This window comes from Hufsiella arboris (assembly GCF_009834875.1).
Lineage (GTDB): Bacteria > Bacteroidota > Bacteroidia > Sphingobacteriales > Sphingobacteriaceae > Hufsiella_A > Hufsiella_A arboris.
Genome location: NZ_WVHT01000004.1, coordinates 248,539 through 266,565 on the forward strand (window position 1 = coordinate 248,539; position 18,027 = coordinate 266,565).

Consider the following 18,027-nt stretch of genomic DNA (forward strand, 5'->3'; position numbering starts at 1 on the left):
AATGATATACTCACTAGCATTATTTATCGATTATAAGTTCGTACTTCTATCCCCACATTTTACTCAAAAAATCCGACCTGGTTTGTTTAATTCAAAAACCCTGCTATTTTTGGAAAATAACCAATTATAAATCAGTTCATTTTATGGAATTCCTACAACAAAATTTAATTTATGCTATACCCTTGCTGGGTATTGTTGGCATTCTGGTAATGCTTAGCAAGTCGGCCTGGGTTGTTAAACAGGAGGCCGGCGACGAAAACATGCGGACTCTTGCAGGATACATTGCAGATGGGGCGATGGCGTTTCTGAGGGCTGAGTGGAAAATACTTTCTTACTTCGTAATTATCGCGGCTGTGCTTTTAGCTTATTCCGGAACTTTGGTGGAAACCTCCAGCTGGGTGATTGCCGTTTCTTTTATTATCGGCGCTTTTACTTCTGCTTTTGCGGGATTTATAGGAATGAACATCGCAACAAAGGCAAACGTTCGGACCACACATGCCGCGCGTACCAGTTTAGCACAGGCTTTAAAAGTTTCGTTTACCGGCGGCTCGGTAATGGGTATTGGCGTCGCGGGATTGGCAGTTCTAGGCTTAGGTTCATTATTTATCCTTTTTTATCATATCTACGTGCTTAAAACCGGTGGCAGCGTTAATGGTAAAGAGATGGAAAAAGCGCTGGAAGTTCTTGCAGGATTTTCACTCGGAGCCGAATCTATAGCCTTGTTCGCACGTGTTGGCGGTGGTATTTATACTAAAGCGGCTGATGTTGGCGCCGATCTTGTTGGCAAAGTCGAAGCCGGTATTCCCGAAGATGATGTTCGTAATCCCGCGACTATTGCAGATAACGTAGGCGATAACGTAGGCGACGTTGCTGGAATGGGTGCAGACTTATTCGGTTCTTATGTAGCAACAATCCTCGCGACGATGGTATTGGGTCGTGAAATTAAGTCTGAAGATAACTTTGGAGGTATCGCCCCTATTTTGCTTCCGATGCTGATTGCAGGTTTGGGATTAATCTTTTCAATTATTGCAACCTATTTCGTGAAGATTAAGAACGAAAGCGACAGCGTACAGAAAGCTCTAAACATCGGTAACTGGTCGTCGATCATTATGACAGCCATTGCTGCCTTCTTCGCTGTAAAATGGCTTTTGCCGGAAACAATGGAAATCCGTGGCTTCGCCTTTACAAAAACCGATGTTTTCATGGCGATTATTGTAGGCTTGATTGTCGGAACATTGATGAGCCTAATCACAGAATATTATACGGCTATGGGTAAACGGCCTGTGCGAAGTATCATTCAGCAATCTTCAACAGGCCACGCGACAAATATCATAGCCGGGCTTGCAGTCGGAATGGAATCAACGGTATTGCCGATATTGGTATTGGCATCCGGAATTTATGGATCATATTACTTCGCCGGACTGTATGGCGTTTCTATTGCCGCCGCTGGCATGATGGCAACTACGGCCATGCAGCTGGCGATTGATGCCTTCGGCCCGATTGCCGACAATGCCGGCGGTATAGCAGAAATGAGCCAGTTACCAGAAGAAGTCCGTCATCGCACCGACAATCTGGACGCAGTAGGAAATACCACGGCCGCTACCGGAAAAGGCTTCGCTATTGCTTCCGCTGCGTTAACTTCTCTGGCACTATTCGCAGCATTCGTCGGTATTGCAGGAATTGATCACATAGATATTTATAAAGCGAACGTGCTTGCCGGCTTATTCGTGGGAGGTATGATTCCATTTATATTTTCTGCGTTGTGTATTTCGGCGGTGGGACGTGCAGCAATGGATATGGTTCAGGAAGTTCGCCGCCAGTTCCGTGAAATTCCTGGAATTATGGAGTATCAGGCCAAACCTGAATATGAAAAGTGCGTGGCAATCTCTACCAAGGCTTCTTTAAGAGAGATGATGTTGCCTGGCGCTATCGCGCTGATTGTACCGATTGTTGTTGGATTTATATTTGGCCCAGAGGTACTTGGCGGTTTACTTGCAGGTGTTACTGTTTCAGGTGTGTTAATGGGTATGTTCCAGTCGAACGCCGGCGGTGCCTGGGACAATGCAAAAAAATCGTTTGAGAAGGGCGTAAATATTAATGGCGAAATATTTTATAAGAAATCCGAACCGCATAAAGCATCAGTAACCGGCGATACCGTAGGCGATCCTTTTAAAGACACTTCCGGCCCGTCGATGAACATCCTTATCAAGCTCATGTCGATTGTTTCTTTAATCATCGCGCCGCATATCGCTCAGAATGCAGAAGCAAAAAATCCGGGAAAGGTTGAAATCAAAAAGGAGATCCGAATCCTGAAAAAAGATTCACTTTCCGATAAAGTTGACACGATTGTAAACAGGACAGACACAATATTGCGCTAAAGTGCGTATTTAGTACAAGGAAAGGGATTTTGGCAGCAAAATCCCTTTTTCTTTTTTGGATTTATTTCTTTACGTTTGGAACCATGTATAAAACTTACTAGACACAAGTTCACAAATGAAATTATTTATTAAGAAACCTATAAGCCAGCTGCTGGCTTCGGCTGATTCTTCAGAGAAAACCCTAAAAAGAACACTTGGACCAATTTCTTTGATAGCACTTGGTATCGGAGCAATTATCGGGGCAGGTTTATTCGTACGTACCGCTGCTGCTGCCGGCGGTCACGCAGGATCGGCAGTAACCATATCGTTCATCATTGCAGCAGCCGGCTGCGCATTAGCTGGTTTATGTTATGCTGAATTTGCAAGTATGATTCCAATTGCGGGCTCTGCTTATACCTATTCATACGCTACCATGGGCGAATTTATTGCCTGGATAATTGGGTGGGATCTGGTTTTGGAATATGCCCTCGGCGCCGCAACCGTGTCAATAGCCTGGTCGCAGTATTTTAACGAACTCCTCATGACGTTCTTTCATACGTCCGTCCCCTATCAATGGAGCCACTCTCCTTTCCAGGTTTCTGATGCCGGTGTACATGGTATTGTCAATTTGCCGGCCATCGCTATTATCTTCTTGTTATCGATGTTGTTGATCAGAGGTACATCTGAGTCGGCTGTTGTTAACAACATCATCGTTATTGTTAAAGTTGCAATCGTATTATTAATCATTGGCTTTGGATGGCACTTTATCAACCCGGCGAATCACACGCCTTACATGATTCCGGCAGATGCCGGAAGTGTTAAATTAAACACAGGCGTTATTCATGAGTATTCGGATTTAACAAATCACGGCTGGATCGGGGTATTGCGTGGGGCAAGCATCGTTTTCTTCGCGTTTATCGGGTTTGATGCAGTATCAACAGCTGCCCAGGAAGCTAAAAACCCTAAAAAGGATATGCCGATTGGTATTTTAGTATCCCTTGTGATTTGTACAGTTCTTTACATTTTGTTTTCGCACGTATTAACAGGAATTGCACCTTATAAAGAATTCTTAACTCATGGAAGCGAGGCCTCTGTTAGCTATGCAATTAAAACGTATATGCCTGGTTACACCTGGTTGTCATCATTTGTAACAGTTGCGATTCTTGCTGGCTTTTCATCGGTAATGCTGGTGATGCTGATGGGTCAAACCCGCGTATTCTACACAATGAGCCGCGATGGATTGGTGCCGAAGGTCTTCTCTAAACTGCACCCTAAGTTCAGCACTCCTTACAAATCACAATGGTTATTCTTTGTGTTTGTTTCGTTGTTTTCAGGTTTTGTTCCCGATAGCGTGGTAGGAGATATGGTAAGTATCGGTACCTTATTTGCGTTCGTATTAGTTTGCATCGGTATCATGATTTTGCGTAAAACAGATCCGAATTTAGAGCGTCCGTTTAAAACGCCATTGTATATGATCGTTTGTCCTTTAGGAGCAATCATCTGTCTTTGTATGATCGCCAGCGAAGGTTGGGAAAACTGGGCTCGTTTAATTGTTTGGTTAATAATCGGCTTCATCGTTTACTTCGGTTATAGCCGTAAACATTCACTGGTTCAAAAAGGAACAGTAAGTATTCCCGATGATCCGAACCCGCCGATGATCGAAGAATAAAAATACAATCCCGGTTATGCCGGGATTTTTTTTGCCCTTTTGACTTTAACTCTATACTTTTAAGCTATGAGCAAAATGTTCGATATAAAGCAGATCGTTTCCGTAACCATGATCTTGTTTGCTATTATTGATATTTTGGGAACTATTCCCATTATCATCGATATGCGAAAGAAGGCTGGGCACATCGAATCAGAAAAAGCTTCGCTTACTGTACTGGTGTTGATGATTATCTTCCTTTTCGTTGGAGATGAACTTCTGGCTATCATCGGTCTTGATATCGCTTCGTTTGCTATCGCAGGTTCGCTTGTGATCTTTTTCATCGCCATGGAAATGATACTGGGAATCACGTTCTTTAAGGAAGATGACATACCGCAGTCGGTGTCTATCGTGCCCCTTGCATTTCCGTTGATCGCGGGCGCCGGCACTATGACCACATTGCTCTCACTTAAGTCTCAATATGCAACACCCAATATAGTTGTTGGTATCGTTCTGAATACAATCATCGTTTACATTGTATTAAAGAACACTTACCGCCTGGAAAAACTATTTGGAAAAACGGGATTAATTGTATTAAGAAAGGCTTTTGGCGTAATTTTGTTGGCGATTGCGATTAAGCTGTTCCGGAGTAATACGGGATTGTAACTTTTTGTCATTTTGAAAGAACGACTTGTGCGTCGATAATAGCGGGATGAATGATTTTGATACACTTAACCAGAAAGCACCTAAGCTAATAAGGACATGTGCCGAAAGATATTCCCTTGAAGCAATCCTGATCCAACGGTTAAAAATATCTGATCTTAAATCTATTAGGTAATCGAAACACTGATTTGATTTATGAAACTTAATTTTTCATGCTTTAATGGATTATAAATTTGCCGTTATAACATCGGGATTACAAATCCCGACGAGCGTAGACAATCCTTTGGAACAATCCGAATTCTTAACTAAGATTTCTAATCTTTATTCTTCACTAGCCTTGCCACAAACATCGTGTCTGCTTTCTCAGCGTAACCTTTCAGAATCTCGCTTTTTTCAAGAGTTAACCCGAGCGTTTCCAGGTACGAAACTACCTCTTCATTTTCTTCCTTAAATACAGAACAGGTAATATAGATCAGCGGCTTGCCGGGCTTAAGGTACTTCACAACATTCGCTGAAATGCCTTTTTGAAGGCTTTGAAAAAAACTAATCCGGTGATCCTCAAACTGGCTGATCATCTCCGGCGTGCGGCCCCAGGTACCCGAACCTGTACACGGTGCATCGAGAATAACACCATCAAATTCATAATGGTGCAATTCAGGATCGACGTTCTTAAGCAAATCCAGTTGTTTTTTCTGAAATTTAAGCAAACCAGCGTCAGCAAAGCGTTTATCAAGATTATTTAGAACACTTTCGCGTATATCGGACACGAGCAATTTGACGGTCGGTTCCTGGCTATAAAGCAACAGCGATTTTCCGCCCGATGCAGCACAGGCATCCCACCACGCTTCCCATTTATTTGGCTGAAAATGTTCGCCAGTTCTCTGCGAGGATAGGTCCTGTATTTCAAATAGTCCATCCTGGGAGTCTTCAAAAATAGAATCTAGTTTAGTACCATTGGGTAATCGCAGCGTTTGTTCGCTTTCTTTTGCAAATATCGTTTCGGCCTGCTCCAACTTTGCAATAACGAACTTTTCTTTACCAGGATTTATACGAATGAAAAGATCCGGCTGAACGAAAATCGATTCGAGAAAAGCGCCCCGGTCTATTGATTTCGATAAACTTCCGTTCAACGGAAAAACTTCGTCTAGCTTAAATCCGCAAGTCTTCTCCAGGTAATCAATCTTTTGATTTATCGGAAAAGCAATCAGCTGATGAAGTTCCGGCTTGAAATATTCAAGAAATTCACTGCTTTGATTGCAAAGGAACTCCGAGATGAACAAACGTTCTTCCACTGGTAAATCTACACATGCGTTTCCTATCCGGAAATAATTGTATAACAGCCTCGAGGTTGTTCGCCTGTCCGACGAGCCCATCTGTTTATTCGCCCTGAAATAAACCGGCAAGAATTTAGCGAGAGGCATATCCTGATGATAAGCCTCCAGTGCTCTGTTAAAATTTCTTAATTGATTGTCGAATTTGGCCACTCTGTTTGGTTCGGCAGATTACTCCCATTCAATCGTTGCGGGCGGTTTTGAACTTATGTCATAAACAACCCGGTTAATGCCCTTTACATTGTTGATGATCTCATTCGAGATTTTGGCAAGTAATTCATACGGCAAATGACTCCAGTCGGCCGTCATACCATCCAATGAACCAACCGCGCGTAAACATATTACGTGTTCATACGTCCGCTCATCACCCATCACTCCTACCGATTGAACCGGAAGGAATATCGCACCTGCCTGCCACACTTTATCATACCAGCCGCTTTCTTTTAGGTTATTGGTATAAATGGCGTCAGCTTCCTGCAAAATTGCTACTTTTTCCGGAGTAATATCTCCGAGTATACGGATCGCCAGGCCCGGACCAGGGAATGGATGGCGGCCAAGAATCAGTGGATCGATGCCCAGGGCCTTACCGACTTTACGAACCTCATCCTTAAACAACGTATTCAGTGGCTCTACGATTTTGAGTTTCATATAATCCGGCAAACCTCCCACGTTATGGTGCGATTTGATAGTCGCTGATGGGCCTTTAACCGAAACAGACTCGATAACATCTGGATAAATAGTTCCCTGCCCGAGCCATTTAACGTCCTGCACTTCGTGCGCGGCGTCATCAAAAACTTCGATAAATACGCGGCCAATTATTTTACGCTTTTGTTCAGGATCTTTCACCCCTGCAAGCTGGCTAAGGAAGCGATCCTTCGCATCGATGCCGCGAACATTAAGGCCCATATGTTTATACGAATCGAGCACCGCTTCAAATTCATTCTTCCGAAGCAATCCGTTATCAACGAAAATACAATGCAAATTCTTGCCAATCGCATGATGCAATAAAACTGCGGCAACTGATGAGTCAACTCCGCCGGATAATCCTAACACAACTTTGTCATCACCAAGCTTAGCTTTCAGTTCGGCAATTGTGGTTTCTACGAAAGCGTCGGGGTTCCAGTCTTGCTTACAGCCACAGATATCCACCAGGAAATTTTCCAGCAACTGCTTTCCTTCGGTGCTGTGAGTCACTTCCGGGTGAAACTGAATGCCATACGTATTCGTTCCGGCAACATGATAAGCGGCAACTTTTACCGTATCGGTGCTGGCAATAATTTCAAAATTATCAGGTGTTGAATAAATCGTGTCTCCATGTGACATCCAAACCTGCGAAGCCGGCGAGATATTCTTCATCAACACATTGTCGTTTGCTATAAACTGCAGGTTAGCCCGACCGTATTCGCGAATGCTTGAAGGTTTCACCTCGCCACCCGAATGCTGCGCGATATATTGAGCGCCATAGCAAACCCCCAAAACCGGAAACTTCTGCTCCAGTGATTTGAAATCGATTTGAGGCGCGTCGTCCTGTCGTACAGAATACGGGCTTCCGGAAAGAATAACTCCTTTAACGGTATCGTCAAACTGAGGCAGGTGATTAAACGGGTGGATTTCGCAGTAAACGTTAAGCTCTCTTACTCTCCGGGCAATCAGTTGGGTATATTGTGATCCGAAGTCAAGAATGATGATTTTTTCTTGCATGGGCAAAGATAGTAAAATTGGCATTTTTCGGGTCGGGGAAATTGAAATTGTTCGGTAGCTGCAATAATCAAATATTTCATTTTATAAAATAACGGGTTGAAGAATTCATGCTGTCTTCTTGTCCAGGGTGACCGTTAGAAAATAAAACGTTTCGATTAGAGGAGTGAATTTAATTGAGTAAATATTAGATAATAATGGTTTGAAAATGAACGAGTGTGCTGCTATCGTATTGCAGTCCCGTTTTCCGTTATAGTTCTTGCCCCCGAACAGTTAGTTATTTATGAACATTAGTGCTGGCAAAAAGCTATCACTTCAACCGGGTTTAAAATGAATGGCAATGCACAAACCGCCAACGCAACTTATTGCCATGAAAGTGAAGTCGAACAATTTTAAATCTGATCGTAACGGCAGCTTTTGCCGAGGAGTAAACTTTCGATTAGCATAAGTTTCAAGGCCAAACTATAATGAAGAGCAGGGCGAGACTAACCGAAACAAACTGGATCCTGCTTTTATAAAGACAGTGAGGCAGTTTGTTAACTTAATTGTCAATAACAAAAAATTACTTACTTTAGAAATCAACCAAACCATCATCATGAAACTTTTTTTGTTTCTCATTTTAATGATCCCATTTTCTTCGGTAAGAGCTCAATATCTTTTTAAAGAGAAATTTTCTAATTGCGTCACTGATCTTTTTGGGCTGGAAGATAAAGTCATTGCTCACACCAATCAATATCTGTTTTTAAAAACAATTGAAGATAATATACCCCCTGATACATTAAAAAAGCTCAACGGCAAAATAGCGTTCCAGATACTAGTTGACTCGGTGGGAACTCCGTGTTTGCTAAGCCTGGAGAGCTATTTAAACGTTCACTATCAAAATTTACAGTTTGATAAAATTATTAATTCAAAAACTCAGTGGACCCTGGATCCTGATGAAAAAGGGAAACTGGTTAAAGTCGCCGCCTTAGTCATTTTAACATTTACAGAAAAAGACTTGATTTATCAGCGCATCAAGATAACAGATTTCAAAAAACATAAATGGGAGCCGATAGAATCATACTTAAGAAGAAAATGAAAGATGAGAGCGAAACTGATTGAACAAATTCAAACTGAATCCTGCTTTTTAAAACCTATTTCTATCGGAATTATTCAACACGTTTCTCGCATTAAGCAATAATCAAATACCTTTTTGCTGATTGGCTAGCCTTTCAACAGGTATTCTTTTACATATTTTGCGCTCTTTTGCACACACGCCATATCATTTGGAATGTAGTTGTTACCCTGTTCCACATACATATGCCTTACGCCGGCTGCATGTGCCAAAGGCAGGATAGCCTGAAAATCGATATCGCCATTACCCATAAAAGTATGCAGATCAGGATCTTTTCGGTCTCTGTCTTTAAGATGCCAAAGTTCAAAACGACCGGGATTTTTTCTAAACAATTCAGTTAAATCCTGTTTCATGTAAGATGCCCAGTACAAATCGAGCTCGAGCCTTACTATTGCTGGATCCGTTCGTTGCAGCAATAAGTCGTAAAGCATAAGCCCGTCATGGTCAACGAACTCAAAATTATGATTGTGATAAGCAAATTTTAAACCTGCAGCTGTAATCCGTTCACCGATTAAGTTTAACTGATCAATTAATTTTTTAAATGATTCTGCATCTCTCATGGATGGGTCCAACCATGGCCACACAATGTATGTTTGGCCAAGCTTTTCGGCCCCGGAGATACAAAGATCAGTATAACGTACCAGCTCTTCGTTACCGGAACCGGGAGTAAAGAACTTATTCAGGTCGAAGTGACCGCTGGGAGATTTTAAGTTAAGATCATTTAGCAAGGTCTTGAAGTCCGAGGGATCATAACCATAAAATTTTCCGTCATAGCCATAGATTTCGACTTCCCGGTAACCGTATTCTGAAATTTTTTTCAGCGTTCCTTTCACATCTTTAGACAAAGCGTCTCTGATGGTATAAAGTTGTAAACCCAAAGCATAAGGTTGCCGATTGTCTGCAAACGATGTACTACAGGCCGCGGCAGCAACCATCGTAACAGAATACTTTAAAAATTTTCGTCTTTTCATATTTTAAGGTTGACCGAAAGTGGCTATCGGTGAAGGTTATGTGACTAAAATAATAATAAACAATTTGCTGAACAAAACGGCCAGCTGTTCATAACATTCGTGAAGGAAACGGTTCGGTTTAGCACTTATTGACAATAAATTTAGTAAGGGATTTTATCGCAATGAGAAATAATTAAATTGCAGATGAAAGTGGCTTTTTATCCAAATGCGCCTTAAGTAGTTTAGATATGATACTGCAGTAAGAAAAAAGCAAAATGAACAGACTAATAATTGCAATTTCGATTGTAACAGTTCGCACAAATTGCAATCCGACAAAAAAAGCAAAAAAATGGAAGACCAAAAAAATGAAACAACAAACACACCTTCAACTAACGACACGTCCCCTAAGGTAACCGGCATTGGAGGCATTTTCTTTTTTTCTGACAATCCTAAAGAGGCGAGAGAATGGTACAGTAAAAACTTAGGACTTGAAACCAACGACTATGGTTCGACTTTTGAATCCAGAAATGTAAACAAGCCTGAGGAAATTAATTCCCTCCAATGGAGCCCTTTCAAGCAAGGCAGCGAATATTTTGCGCCATCTAAAAAGGAATTTATGATTAACTATCGGGTTCAAAACATCGAAGGACTTGTGGAAAAATTAAAGGAAAATGGCGTGACTGTGCTTGACAGTGTCGCGACTTACGACTATGGAAAATTTATACATATCATGGACCCGGAAGGCAACAAGATAGAACTTTGGGAACCAAGTGAAGATGACCAAAAGGGTGAGTAACACGGTAATTAATAGAATATTTATTCAGTTGCAGAAACAATCGACCACATATCGCTTCCATTGCCATCCAAAATAGAAGAGGCGCTTACGTGCCTCTTCTATTTATTCACGCGCTCGTTGAACGTAAACACAAATTCGATTTATCCGTTTACGATTAAATCGATTACTTATTGCCAGCCGCTGGCTTTCCCTCCCTGTTCCGGAAAGTTTTCATTCCATTTCTAACCATTCCGGCGGTCGCAGTATTTCTGATCTTACTTCTCATGTTCGCCCGCATGTAAAGCATCACCCGCGAAGGGTCGGTTGATCCTGTTTCACGAACTGCTTTTAACCAGCGCAGCGAAAGCATGGCCAGCAAACCGCCAAAAATGAAGAAGTAGTTCCAACCCTGTAAGTGAATGACATTTACTACGGTTGAGGTTTGCTCGTCGGTAAAAGAAATAGAACCAGCCATCTGATGCGTGGCAAAAAAGTCGGCCATCAGACCGCCTAATAGCGGAGCAAGTGCTGAGAAAACAGCCACAGCCATATTCTTTGCAGACAAATAAGCCATCGCCTCGTTTTTAGGTGCCAGCTTAATACCGATGTTATTTAAAGCCAGGTTTATTCCAGAAGTAGAAATCCCGCTCACAATATTGATCAAAACCAATAAGGCGAGACTTAATATATAATGTGACGGCATCGACGTAAAACTCATCGCGAGGATACAGGCGATGTAAGCCGGTGCACACAAACTGATAATACTTTTATTGCTGTGCTTATCGGTATATCTGCCCCATAATTTGATCGAAAAAATCCCGCTGATTTGGCCGATGATGCCTAAAGCGATCACATACGAAATCGGCAGACCGATTGTTTTGAGCATGAACACTGAGAAAAACGGCGTGGCTAAGTTTAATGCAAATGCCCAAAAAGAATTGAAAATCAGCAATCTTCTAAAATTCTTATCCTTCAATGGCTTTTTGAAAAGCGTCAACGTATTTTCATTGGTTACAGACATCGTTGGTTCGGGCGTACGCGCAAGCATCCAGGCGCTTAACATTCCGAACAAACCACCTATAATAAACATAATAAGGTAGGCATATCCGACATAACCGGGATGGCTGGACTTTATGTAATCAAGCGCTGTGGCTATTCCCAGGCTCAAAGTAACGCTCGCGATTTGCGCCAATCTGCTGCGGTGTGAGAAAAACGATCCAAGCTTTTCGTCTGGAATAAGGTCTTTCATCCACGAGTTCCAGCTTGCGCCGGAAATCGATCCGCCGAAATAATGAATAGATAATAGAAAAATCAGCACCTGGATGCTGGTTCCCGCTGTAAACATAAAAGGCAACGCGCCAATTAAAAATAACGGGAAGCGTGCAACGACCGTGCTTATAAACGATATTGCTCTCCGATTTTTATATCGCTGCACAAGCCAAATGGATAAAAGCTGGAAAATATTACTAAACGTAGGCAAGGACGCTAAAATACCCAGCTGGAAATTTGACGCTCCCAACTGAACCGCAAGCGCCACCAGGAATGTACCGCCGGTAAATGCAACCATCGCTTCGGAAGCGACTCCATCAGTGACAACGTACTTTAATCCCCTGTTAATTTGTGTGTCTGATAATTTTTCTGAAGTTCTAAATCCCATTTCTCTCTGAATCAGGGTGTGGTGCCTGATTTCCCGCTCGGTACTAACAAAACAGCTTCCACTATTTAAATTCGCGACTGATTTACTCAATATGGGATTTCTGATTCACTAAGGCAGGAAGCGGATGGGAGCTGCTGACAATATTATGATACATTGTCTATCACCGACGAGGCTATTTCCGGGGAGTGTAGAACTGCCGCTACACTCCACAGTTTATCATTTTTGTGTCAGTGGGAGATTATAGAATATACGAAGGTTTCCGACGCCCTTGCTTGTGCTCGTCATAGGATTAAATTCACCGAAGTTATAACCGGCAGCGAGCCCGATATTATTATTAAAAGTGAAAGCGGCGCCAAGACCGGCATCGAGCTTTAGCTTTTTTTCAGGTGTGTATTGGGCCGGCGACATATTCATTTGGAAGATATCACATTGGAGGTACAAACTCAATGGTCCTACGATCGGCGATTGTGAGTAAATGCGGCCGCCGATATTCGCCTGTTGATGGTTAGCCACGAAGAAGCTTTTAATTACCGGCCCTACCGAAATCTGTTGATTATTCTGGGTGGCGAATCCAATCATAAGGCTACCCTGGTAATTTGTGGTAGTATGCGATGAAAGACCAGCCTGCGTAGAGAGCATCCAATTCAGGGAGCTTTGCCCGCTCACTTTCAGAACAACAAAAAAACAAATTATCGAAAGAGTAAAAATTCTCATGTGAAAAACTTTTAGGCAAATTACAAACCACTTTACTCAACAATTTCACTATCAGCCAATTGTATAATGTTTAGTGAAAAAACATGAGTAAATATTTCCCGGTTTATATCGGGTTTTTTCCACGCTAAGCTTGACGTTTGCTTTTTTTTCACATAACTAACAGCCGAATTCTATTATCTTACGACCTTAATTTCGTTAATGAAGTATTATAGTCTTATTTGCCTGCTAAGCATGGCTTTTTGCAGCCGACCGGAAAATAAATCGAACACCGTTAGTTTAAAATCAAGCCACGCGATAGCTGTAAAAGACAGTATTCATATCAATACGATGAATGTTCGTTCTAATGACCTGATAAGCTATGCGCAAACGTTGAAAGGAATACCCTATAAATATGGGTCCGTCGATCCGAACGTTGGTTTTGATTGCTCAGGGTTTATTACCTATGTTTTCAATCACTTCCATATCACCGTTCCAAGATCAACACAAGAGTTTTCGCGGGTTGCCAATCGAATTAATGTCTCGCGGTCGAAACCCGGAGACCTAATTATTTTTACAGGTACTGACAGCACCAAACGGAGTGAAGGCCATATGGGAATCATTACAGAAACTGGAGCAAATGGAATTAATTTTATCCACAGCACATCCGGAAAAGCTTACAGCGTAACAACAACGCCGTTAAATGCTTACTATCAGGGAAGATATTTATATGTGATCAGGTTATTCAAATAGTTATTCCAGCCTTTTTAACACGAATTCCATTTTAGATTGGATTGGTTTGGCGTCCCGGTCGAGCATAAACAAGCGGTTTGGTTTGGCACTATAGCGCACATAGAACTTTTTCTTCTCCGGAATAGAATCATTTAAAACAAAAAGGGACGCGTTATTATCCTTGCCATAGCCACGTTCGATATTGTAATGGCCCGTAGAACGGAATGGTGTTGAATTTTTACCCAAATAAATATCTTCCATCAGGAAAGTATTGTCAGCATAAAAGTTAAGCGTTGTTTTTATACCTTCGCAATCGGCACAGGGAATTGTTCCGGAATAACTTTCAATAACTTTCTTATTGACACTATCCGGATGTGTTAATGCATATTTTTCTGGATTGGCTTTCAACTGAACTTTTTTCTTTCCGCATGATGCAATAACAAGTGCAGCAAACAGAAATAAAACATGAGAAATTTTCATTATAATCGGCAGTTTTGATATATAAAGCCACAAACGGACAAAATGTTTGTGGCTTCGTGATTTTGCTGCCTAACAGCCTTATTCTACCAAAATAGATTCAATAGAAGTTAATTCCTCAGAAGAAAAATTGATATTGTTTAAGCACCTCAGCGAGTCGAGAAGTTGTTCGCTACTACTTGCACCAACCAGCACTGATGTAACACGCTCATCTTTCAATAGCCAGGAAAGCGCCATTTGAGCAAGAGTTTGCCCTCTTTTTTTAGCAAACTCATTTAACGCAGCCACCTGTTTCAAACGTTCAGGAGTTACCTGGCTGGTTTGTAAAAATCCGTGTGATTTAGCGGCACGCGAATTTTCAGGAATTCCTTTTAAGTATTTATCTGTTAATAAGCCTTGCGCCAATGGAGAGAATGGAATGCAACCAACGCCTTCCCTTTCAAGGACATCGAGTAAGCCGCCTTCCACCCAACGTTCAAACATCGAATACTTAGGCTGATGAATTAAACAGGGTGTTCCCAGTTGCTTAAGCATTTGAATGGCTTTTTCGGCTTCTTCCGCCTGGTAATTTGATATACCGACATAAAGCGCTTTTCCCTGGCGAACTATCAGGTCAAGAGCTGTCATTGTTTCCTCCAATGGCGTTTCGGGGTCCGGGCGGTGATGATAGAAAATATCCACATAGTCAAGCTTCATCCGTTTCAGACTTTGGTCGAGGCTTGATACCAGGTATTTCTTTGAACCCCAGTCGCCGTAAGGACCATCCCACATGGTATACCCCGCTTTTGATGAAATAATCATTTCATCACGGTAGGCGGCAAAATCTGTACTGATAATTTTACCGAAATTTTCTTCAGCTGAGCCCGGAGGCGGGCCATAATTATTGGCCAGGTCGAAGTGAGTTACGCCGTTGTCAAAAGCCGTAAACAGTGTTTTTTTAAACTGCTCTAAAACATCCACGCCACCGAAATTATGCCAAAGGCCAAGTGAAAGCGCAGGAAGTTTAATGCCGCTTTTTCCGCAGCGGCGATATTGCATATTCGAATATCTTGAATCGTTTGGTTGGTAAGTCATGTTTCGAAATTATATCAATAAGACCGTTAATTAAAATGAATATCGGCTATCGCTTCAGAAGCCCGTCATAAAGTTTTAGAGCGTCGTCTTTATTAAATAGCTCAGTGCCATGATTCATCGTTGCCGCGGTGCCACAAGCAATGCCCATTCGCACGGTTTCCCGCAGATTCTTTCCGGTAGACAGGGCGTAAACCATTCCTGCAACCATACTATCGCCAGCGCCAACGGTACTTTTCTTTTTAACGGTTGGAGCAGGCACCAGCTCCGAGAAATCTTTTGTAACCAGGCAAGCTCCGTTTGGCCCCATCGACACAACGATAACTTCGCAAGGCTTGTCGGAAATAAGTTTCTTAGCCGCATCGATAACAGATTCATCATCGAGTTCACTAATGCCCGAAAGCATACTCAGTTCGGCAAGATTAGGTTTCAGTAAAAATATACCTTCATCGGCAGCGTGCTTTAATGCCTCGCCGGAGGTATCGACAACCAGGCGGCTTCCCAGGCGTTTGGTAAGGCGGGCAATCCTGGCGAGGAAATCTTTATGAATCCCGGGAGGAAGGCTTCCGCTGGCCACAATATATTCAGCACCAGAAGCCAACTCTTCAATTTTTTGGTAAATCAACTTTTCTTCATCTTCGTAAATTTCGTTTCCCGGCATGCCAAACCGGTATTGTTGATTATTGGTTGTACTAACTACTATAAAATTCTCGCGTGTCCAGTTTTTTGTCGGCACCGAATATTGTTCAATTCCCTCCTTCTCCAAAAGCTCCTGAAGTAACTGCCCTGGCATGCCACCTGCAGGAAACACAGTTTTCGCATGGAGGCCAAGCCTTTTTAAGCCGCGCGAGACGTTGATACCGCCACCACCCGCTTCATATTTGGGTACTGCGCAACGCATCTTATGCTCTGGCAGGATAAAGTCAACCGTTGTGCTTTTATCTATCGCCGGACTTAACGTTAGGGTTACAATATTGCTTTTCATTTTCGATTAAATTATGCTATGCAACGATTCTCCTTTAGCGCCCATCTCGTCTACCCGCTTTTCTACCTCGGCGTCCAAAATTAGTGGCGGCGCGTGGTGCGGCTTAATCCGGGCATCAACGATAAGCGGCCCGTTACATCCCCAATGTTTATGTTCTATAAACGGATTGACACCATGAATATCGTGAGACGGATTGCTTCTTGTAAAAGTCACCCAAACGAAATTATTCATGCTTGCCGCCGTAAATTTCTCGTCGTCACATAAAACCAATAGAACTAATGACTGGAGATCCCGGGACTTCAAAGTCTCATTGATTACCGCGAGCTCAGCTTTAATGTTGCCACTATCATATTTTGGAGCTCTTACAGCAATCACTCCGGGCATAACAAATTTGCAGTTTTCAAACGGCGCCGGAAGGTTAAAATTAACTGGCAACGCATTGCATAACTCGCGCTTCTTATTGCCTGCTGCCGCAATAATAACTTTGGAACCTGAGTTAATATCGGTTCCCGAGTAATCAAGTGTATCGATTGTCGTACGGGTTATAAAATGCAGATCGCGCGACAGATCAACCCGTTCAAGTATGTGCTTAAAGAATGTTTTTATATCATGAATATCAAGATTGCTGTCATCTTCCTTCGCGGCAATAAAAAGATACTTGGCCAGCGACAGCTGATTTTTCCCGAGAATATGATTAGCGATGGTGAGAATTTCCTGTGGCCGTTGCTCCTGTAAAAACGGTGTATAACGTTCACTTCCAATTGCAAAAAGCAAGGGATGAACGCCCGCGGCGTCAACTGCATGGATGGCCTTTAAACCCGGTATCTCCTGCGGAATCGCAGAACCCGTTATTTCATGGATGAGCGCACCAAAGCTGGTGTCCTCCTGCGGCGGCCGCCCGACTACCGTAAACGCCCAAATGGCATCCTTTTTATGATAAACATTATGAACTTTCATCACCGGAAACGGATGTTTCAGGCTGTAATAGCCCAGGTGATCTCCAAACGGCCCCTCCGGTTTGTTATCCTGAGGAAACACTTCTCCTGTGATAACAAAATCAGCATCTGCTGATATGCAGAAACCTTCCGGGTCATAAAAATACCTGAAGCGCCGGTTATTCAAAGCGCCGGCAAACGTTAGCTCAGAAAGCCCTTCGGGCAATGGCATAACTGCTGCAAGCGAATGTGAAGGCGGCCCACCGATAAAAATGCTGACTTTTAATGACTGACCTTTAGCATTTGATTTCGCCTGGTGAATACCAATTCCTCGATGCAACTGATAATGAAGTCCAATCTCTTTATCCTTAATATAGTCATTGCCGGATAGCTGTATACGATACATTCCGACATTTGAATTCATGACACCAGCTTTTTCAACGTCTTCGGTGTAAACCTGCGGAAGCGTGACAAACGGACCTCCATCCATTGGCCAGTTGACGATTTGCGGAAGATCGCTGATCCGGCACTTTTCAAATTGAGAAATGGTATTTGCGCTAACCTTTAACGGCAATGCAGATAAAGCGTTTATTGATGAACCAGCATATTTAAGCGGATTTTTTAAAGCTTTCAATGGGTCCGAGCGAAGACTTACAAGGGTTTTGATCTTATCCAGCGAATCCCGGAAAATAAACCTTGACCGCTCAATCGTACCAAACAAATTAGAAACAGCCGGAAATGTACTGCCCTTGACGTTCTCGAACAAAATTGCCGGCCCGTGATTCTCAAAAACCCTGAGATGAATAGATGCCATCTCGAGGTATGGATCAACTTCTTTCTTAATGCGAACGAGGTGACCATGCTTTTCAAGATCAGAAATACACTGCTGCAAATTTTTATATCCCATCAGGTGAAACTAGGTCACAAAAGTAATCGTTCAAGTGAAA

15 protein-coding genes are annotated in these 18,027 nt (G+C 42.5%); 6 read left to right on the top strand and 9 right to left on the bottom strand.

The features are described from left to right. The first annotated feature begins 143 nt into the window (after positions 1-143). The 3 genes from GS399_RS10410 to GS399_RS10420 all read left to right on the top strand — a co-directional run bounded on the left by GS399_RS10410 (position 144) and on the right by GS399_RS10420 (position 4,668). A complete protein-coding gene (locus GS399_RS10410; RefSeq protein ID WP_160844557.1) occupies positions 144-2,378 on the top strand; it encodes a sodium-translocating pyrophosphatase in 2,235 nt (744 codons plus the stop codon). A gap of 115 nt (positions 2,379-2,493) precedes the next feature. After that, complete coding sequence (locus GS399_RS10415) at positions 2,494-4,026, top strand: amino acid permease (protein ID WP_160844558.1); 1,533 nt, start codon at positions 2,494-2,496, stop codon at positions 4,024-4,026. Between the two features lie 66 nt (positions 4,027-4,092). Next, complete coding sequence (locus tag GS399_RS10420; protein ID WP_202409425.1) at positions 4,093-4,668, top strand: MarC family protein; 576 nt, start codon at positions 4,093-4,095, stop codon at positions 4,666-4,668. Positions 4,669-4,979: 311 nt separating this feature from the next. On the opposite strand, the gene GS399_RS10425 is transcribed toward GS399_RS10420, so the two are convergent. Continuing rightward, the gene (locus GS399_RS10425) at positions 4,980-6,149 is read right to left on the bottom strand and encodes an RsmB/NOP family class I SAM-dependent RNA methyltransferase (protein WP_369410119.1); all 1,170 of its coding nucleotides are present in this window, start codon (positions 6,147-6,149) and stop codon (positions 4,980-4,982) included. Positions 6,150-6,167: 18 nt separating this feature from the next. Further along, entirely contained in the window at positions 6,168-7,697 is a 1,530-nt protein-coding gene (gene guaA, locus GS399_RS10430) for a glutamine-hydrolyzing GMP synthase (RefSeq protein ID WP_160844559.1), read from the bottom strand. A 592-nt stretch (positions 7,698-8,289) separates the two neighbouring features. Here guaA and GS399_RS10435 point away from each other — a divergent pair. Continuing rightward, positions 8,290-8,772, top strand: a complete 483-nt coding sequence (locus GS399_RS10435; protein WP_160844560.1) for a hypothetical protein — start codon at positions 8,290-8,292, stop codon at positions 8,770-8,772. 125 nt (positions 8,773-8,897) lie between these two features. Here GS399_RS10435 and GS399_RS10440 read toward each other — a convergent pair whose 3' ends face one another. Further along, positions 8,898-9,779 carry a sugar phosphate isomerase/epimerase family protein gene (locus tag GS399_RS10440; protein WP_160844561.1) on the bottom strand — a complete coding sequence of 294 codons (882 nt, stop codon included), beginning with the start codon at positions 9,777-9,779 and terminating at the stop codon, positions 8,898-8,900. Between the two features lie 328 nt (positions 9,780-10,107). Between GS399_RS10440 and GS399_RS10445 the strand changes: the two genes are divergently transcribed. Continuing rightward, on the top strand, positions 10,108-10,554 hold the full coding sequence (locus GS399_RS10445; RefSeq protein WP_160844562.1) for a VOC family protein: 447 nt from the start codon (positions 10,108-10,110) through the stop codon (positions 10,552-10,554). A gap of 163 nt (positions 10,555-10,717) precedes the next feature. On the opposite strand, the gene GS399_RS10450 is transcribed toward GS399_RS10445, so the two are convergent. Both GS399_RS10450 and GS399_RS10455 read right to left on the bottom strand, forming a co-directional pair. Continuing rightward, positions 10,718-12,190 carry an MFS transporter gene (locus tag GS399_RS10450; protein WP_160844563.1) on the bottom strand — a complete coding sequence of 491 codons (1,473 nt, stop codon included), beginning with the start codon at positions 12,188-12,190 and terminating at the stop codon, positions 10,718-10,720. 216 nt (positions 12,191-12,406) lie between these two features. After that, positions 12,407-12,904: a hypothetical protein gene (locus GS399_RS10455; protein WP_160844564.1), complete on the bottom strand. Its 498-nt coding sequence runs from the start codon at positions 12,902-12,904 to the stop codon at positions 12,407-12,409. Positions 12,905-13,102: 198 nt separating this feature from the next. Here GS399_RS10455 and GS399_RS10460 point away from each other — a divergent pair, with 198 nt between their 5' ends. Next, positions 13,103-13,633, top strand: coding sequence for a C40 family peptidase (locus tag GS399_RS10460; protein WP_160844565.1), 531 nt, complete (start codon positions 13,103-13,105; stop codon positions 13,631-13,633). Here the strand turns inward: GS399_RS10460 and GS399_RS10465 are convergent, their stop codons facing one another. The 4 genes from GS399_RS10465 to GS399_RS10480 form a co-directional block, all read right to left on the bottom strand. Beyond that, on the bottom strand, positions 13,634-14,092 hold the full coding sequence (locus GS399_RS10465) for a copper resistance protein NlpE (protein ID WP_160844566.1): 459 nt from the start codon (positions 14,090-14,092) through the stop codon (positions 13,634-13,636). Positions 14,093-14,170: 78 nt separating this feature from the next. Continuing rightward, positions 14,171-15,163 (bottom strand): L-glyceraldehyde 3-phosphate reductase, encoded by a 993-nt coding sequence (gene mgrA / locus GS399_RS10470; protein WP_160844567.1) that lies wholly within the window; start codon positions 15,161-15,163, stop codon positions 14,171-14,173. 46 nt (positions 15,164-15,209) lie between these two features. Then, positions 15,210-16,145, bottom strand: a complete 936-nt coding sequence (locus GS399_RS10475; RefSeq protein ID WP_160844568.1) for a 1-phosphofructokinase family hexose kinase — start codon at positions 16,143-16,145, stop codon at positions 15,210-15,212. A 6-nt stretch (positions 16,146-16,151) separates the two neighbouring features. Then, a complete protein-coding gene (locus tag GS399_RS10480) occupies positions 16,152-17,987 on the bottom strand; it encodes a UbiD family decarboxylase (RefSeq protein ID WP_160844569.1) in 1,836 nt (611 codons plus the stop codon). Positions 17,988-18,027 lie beyond the last annotated feature (40 nt).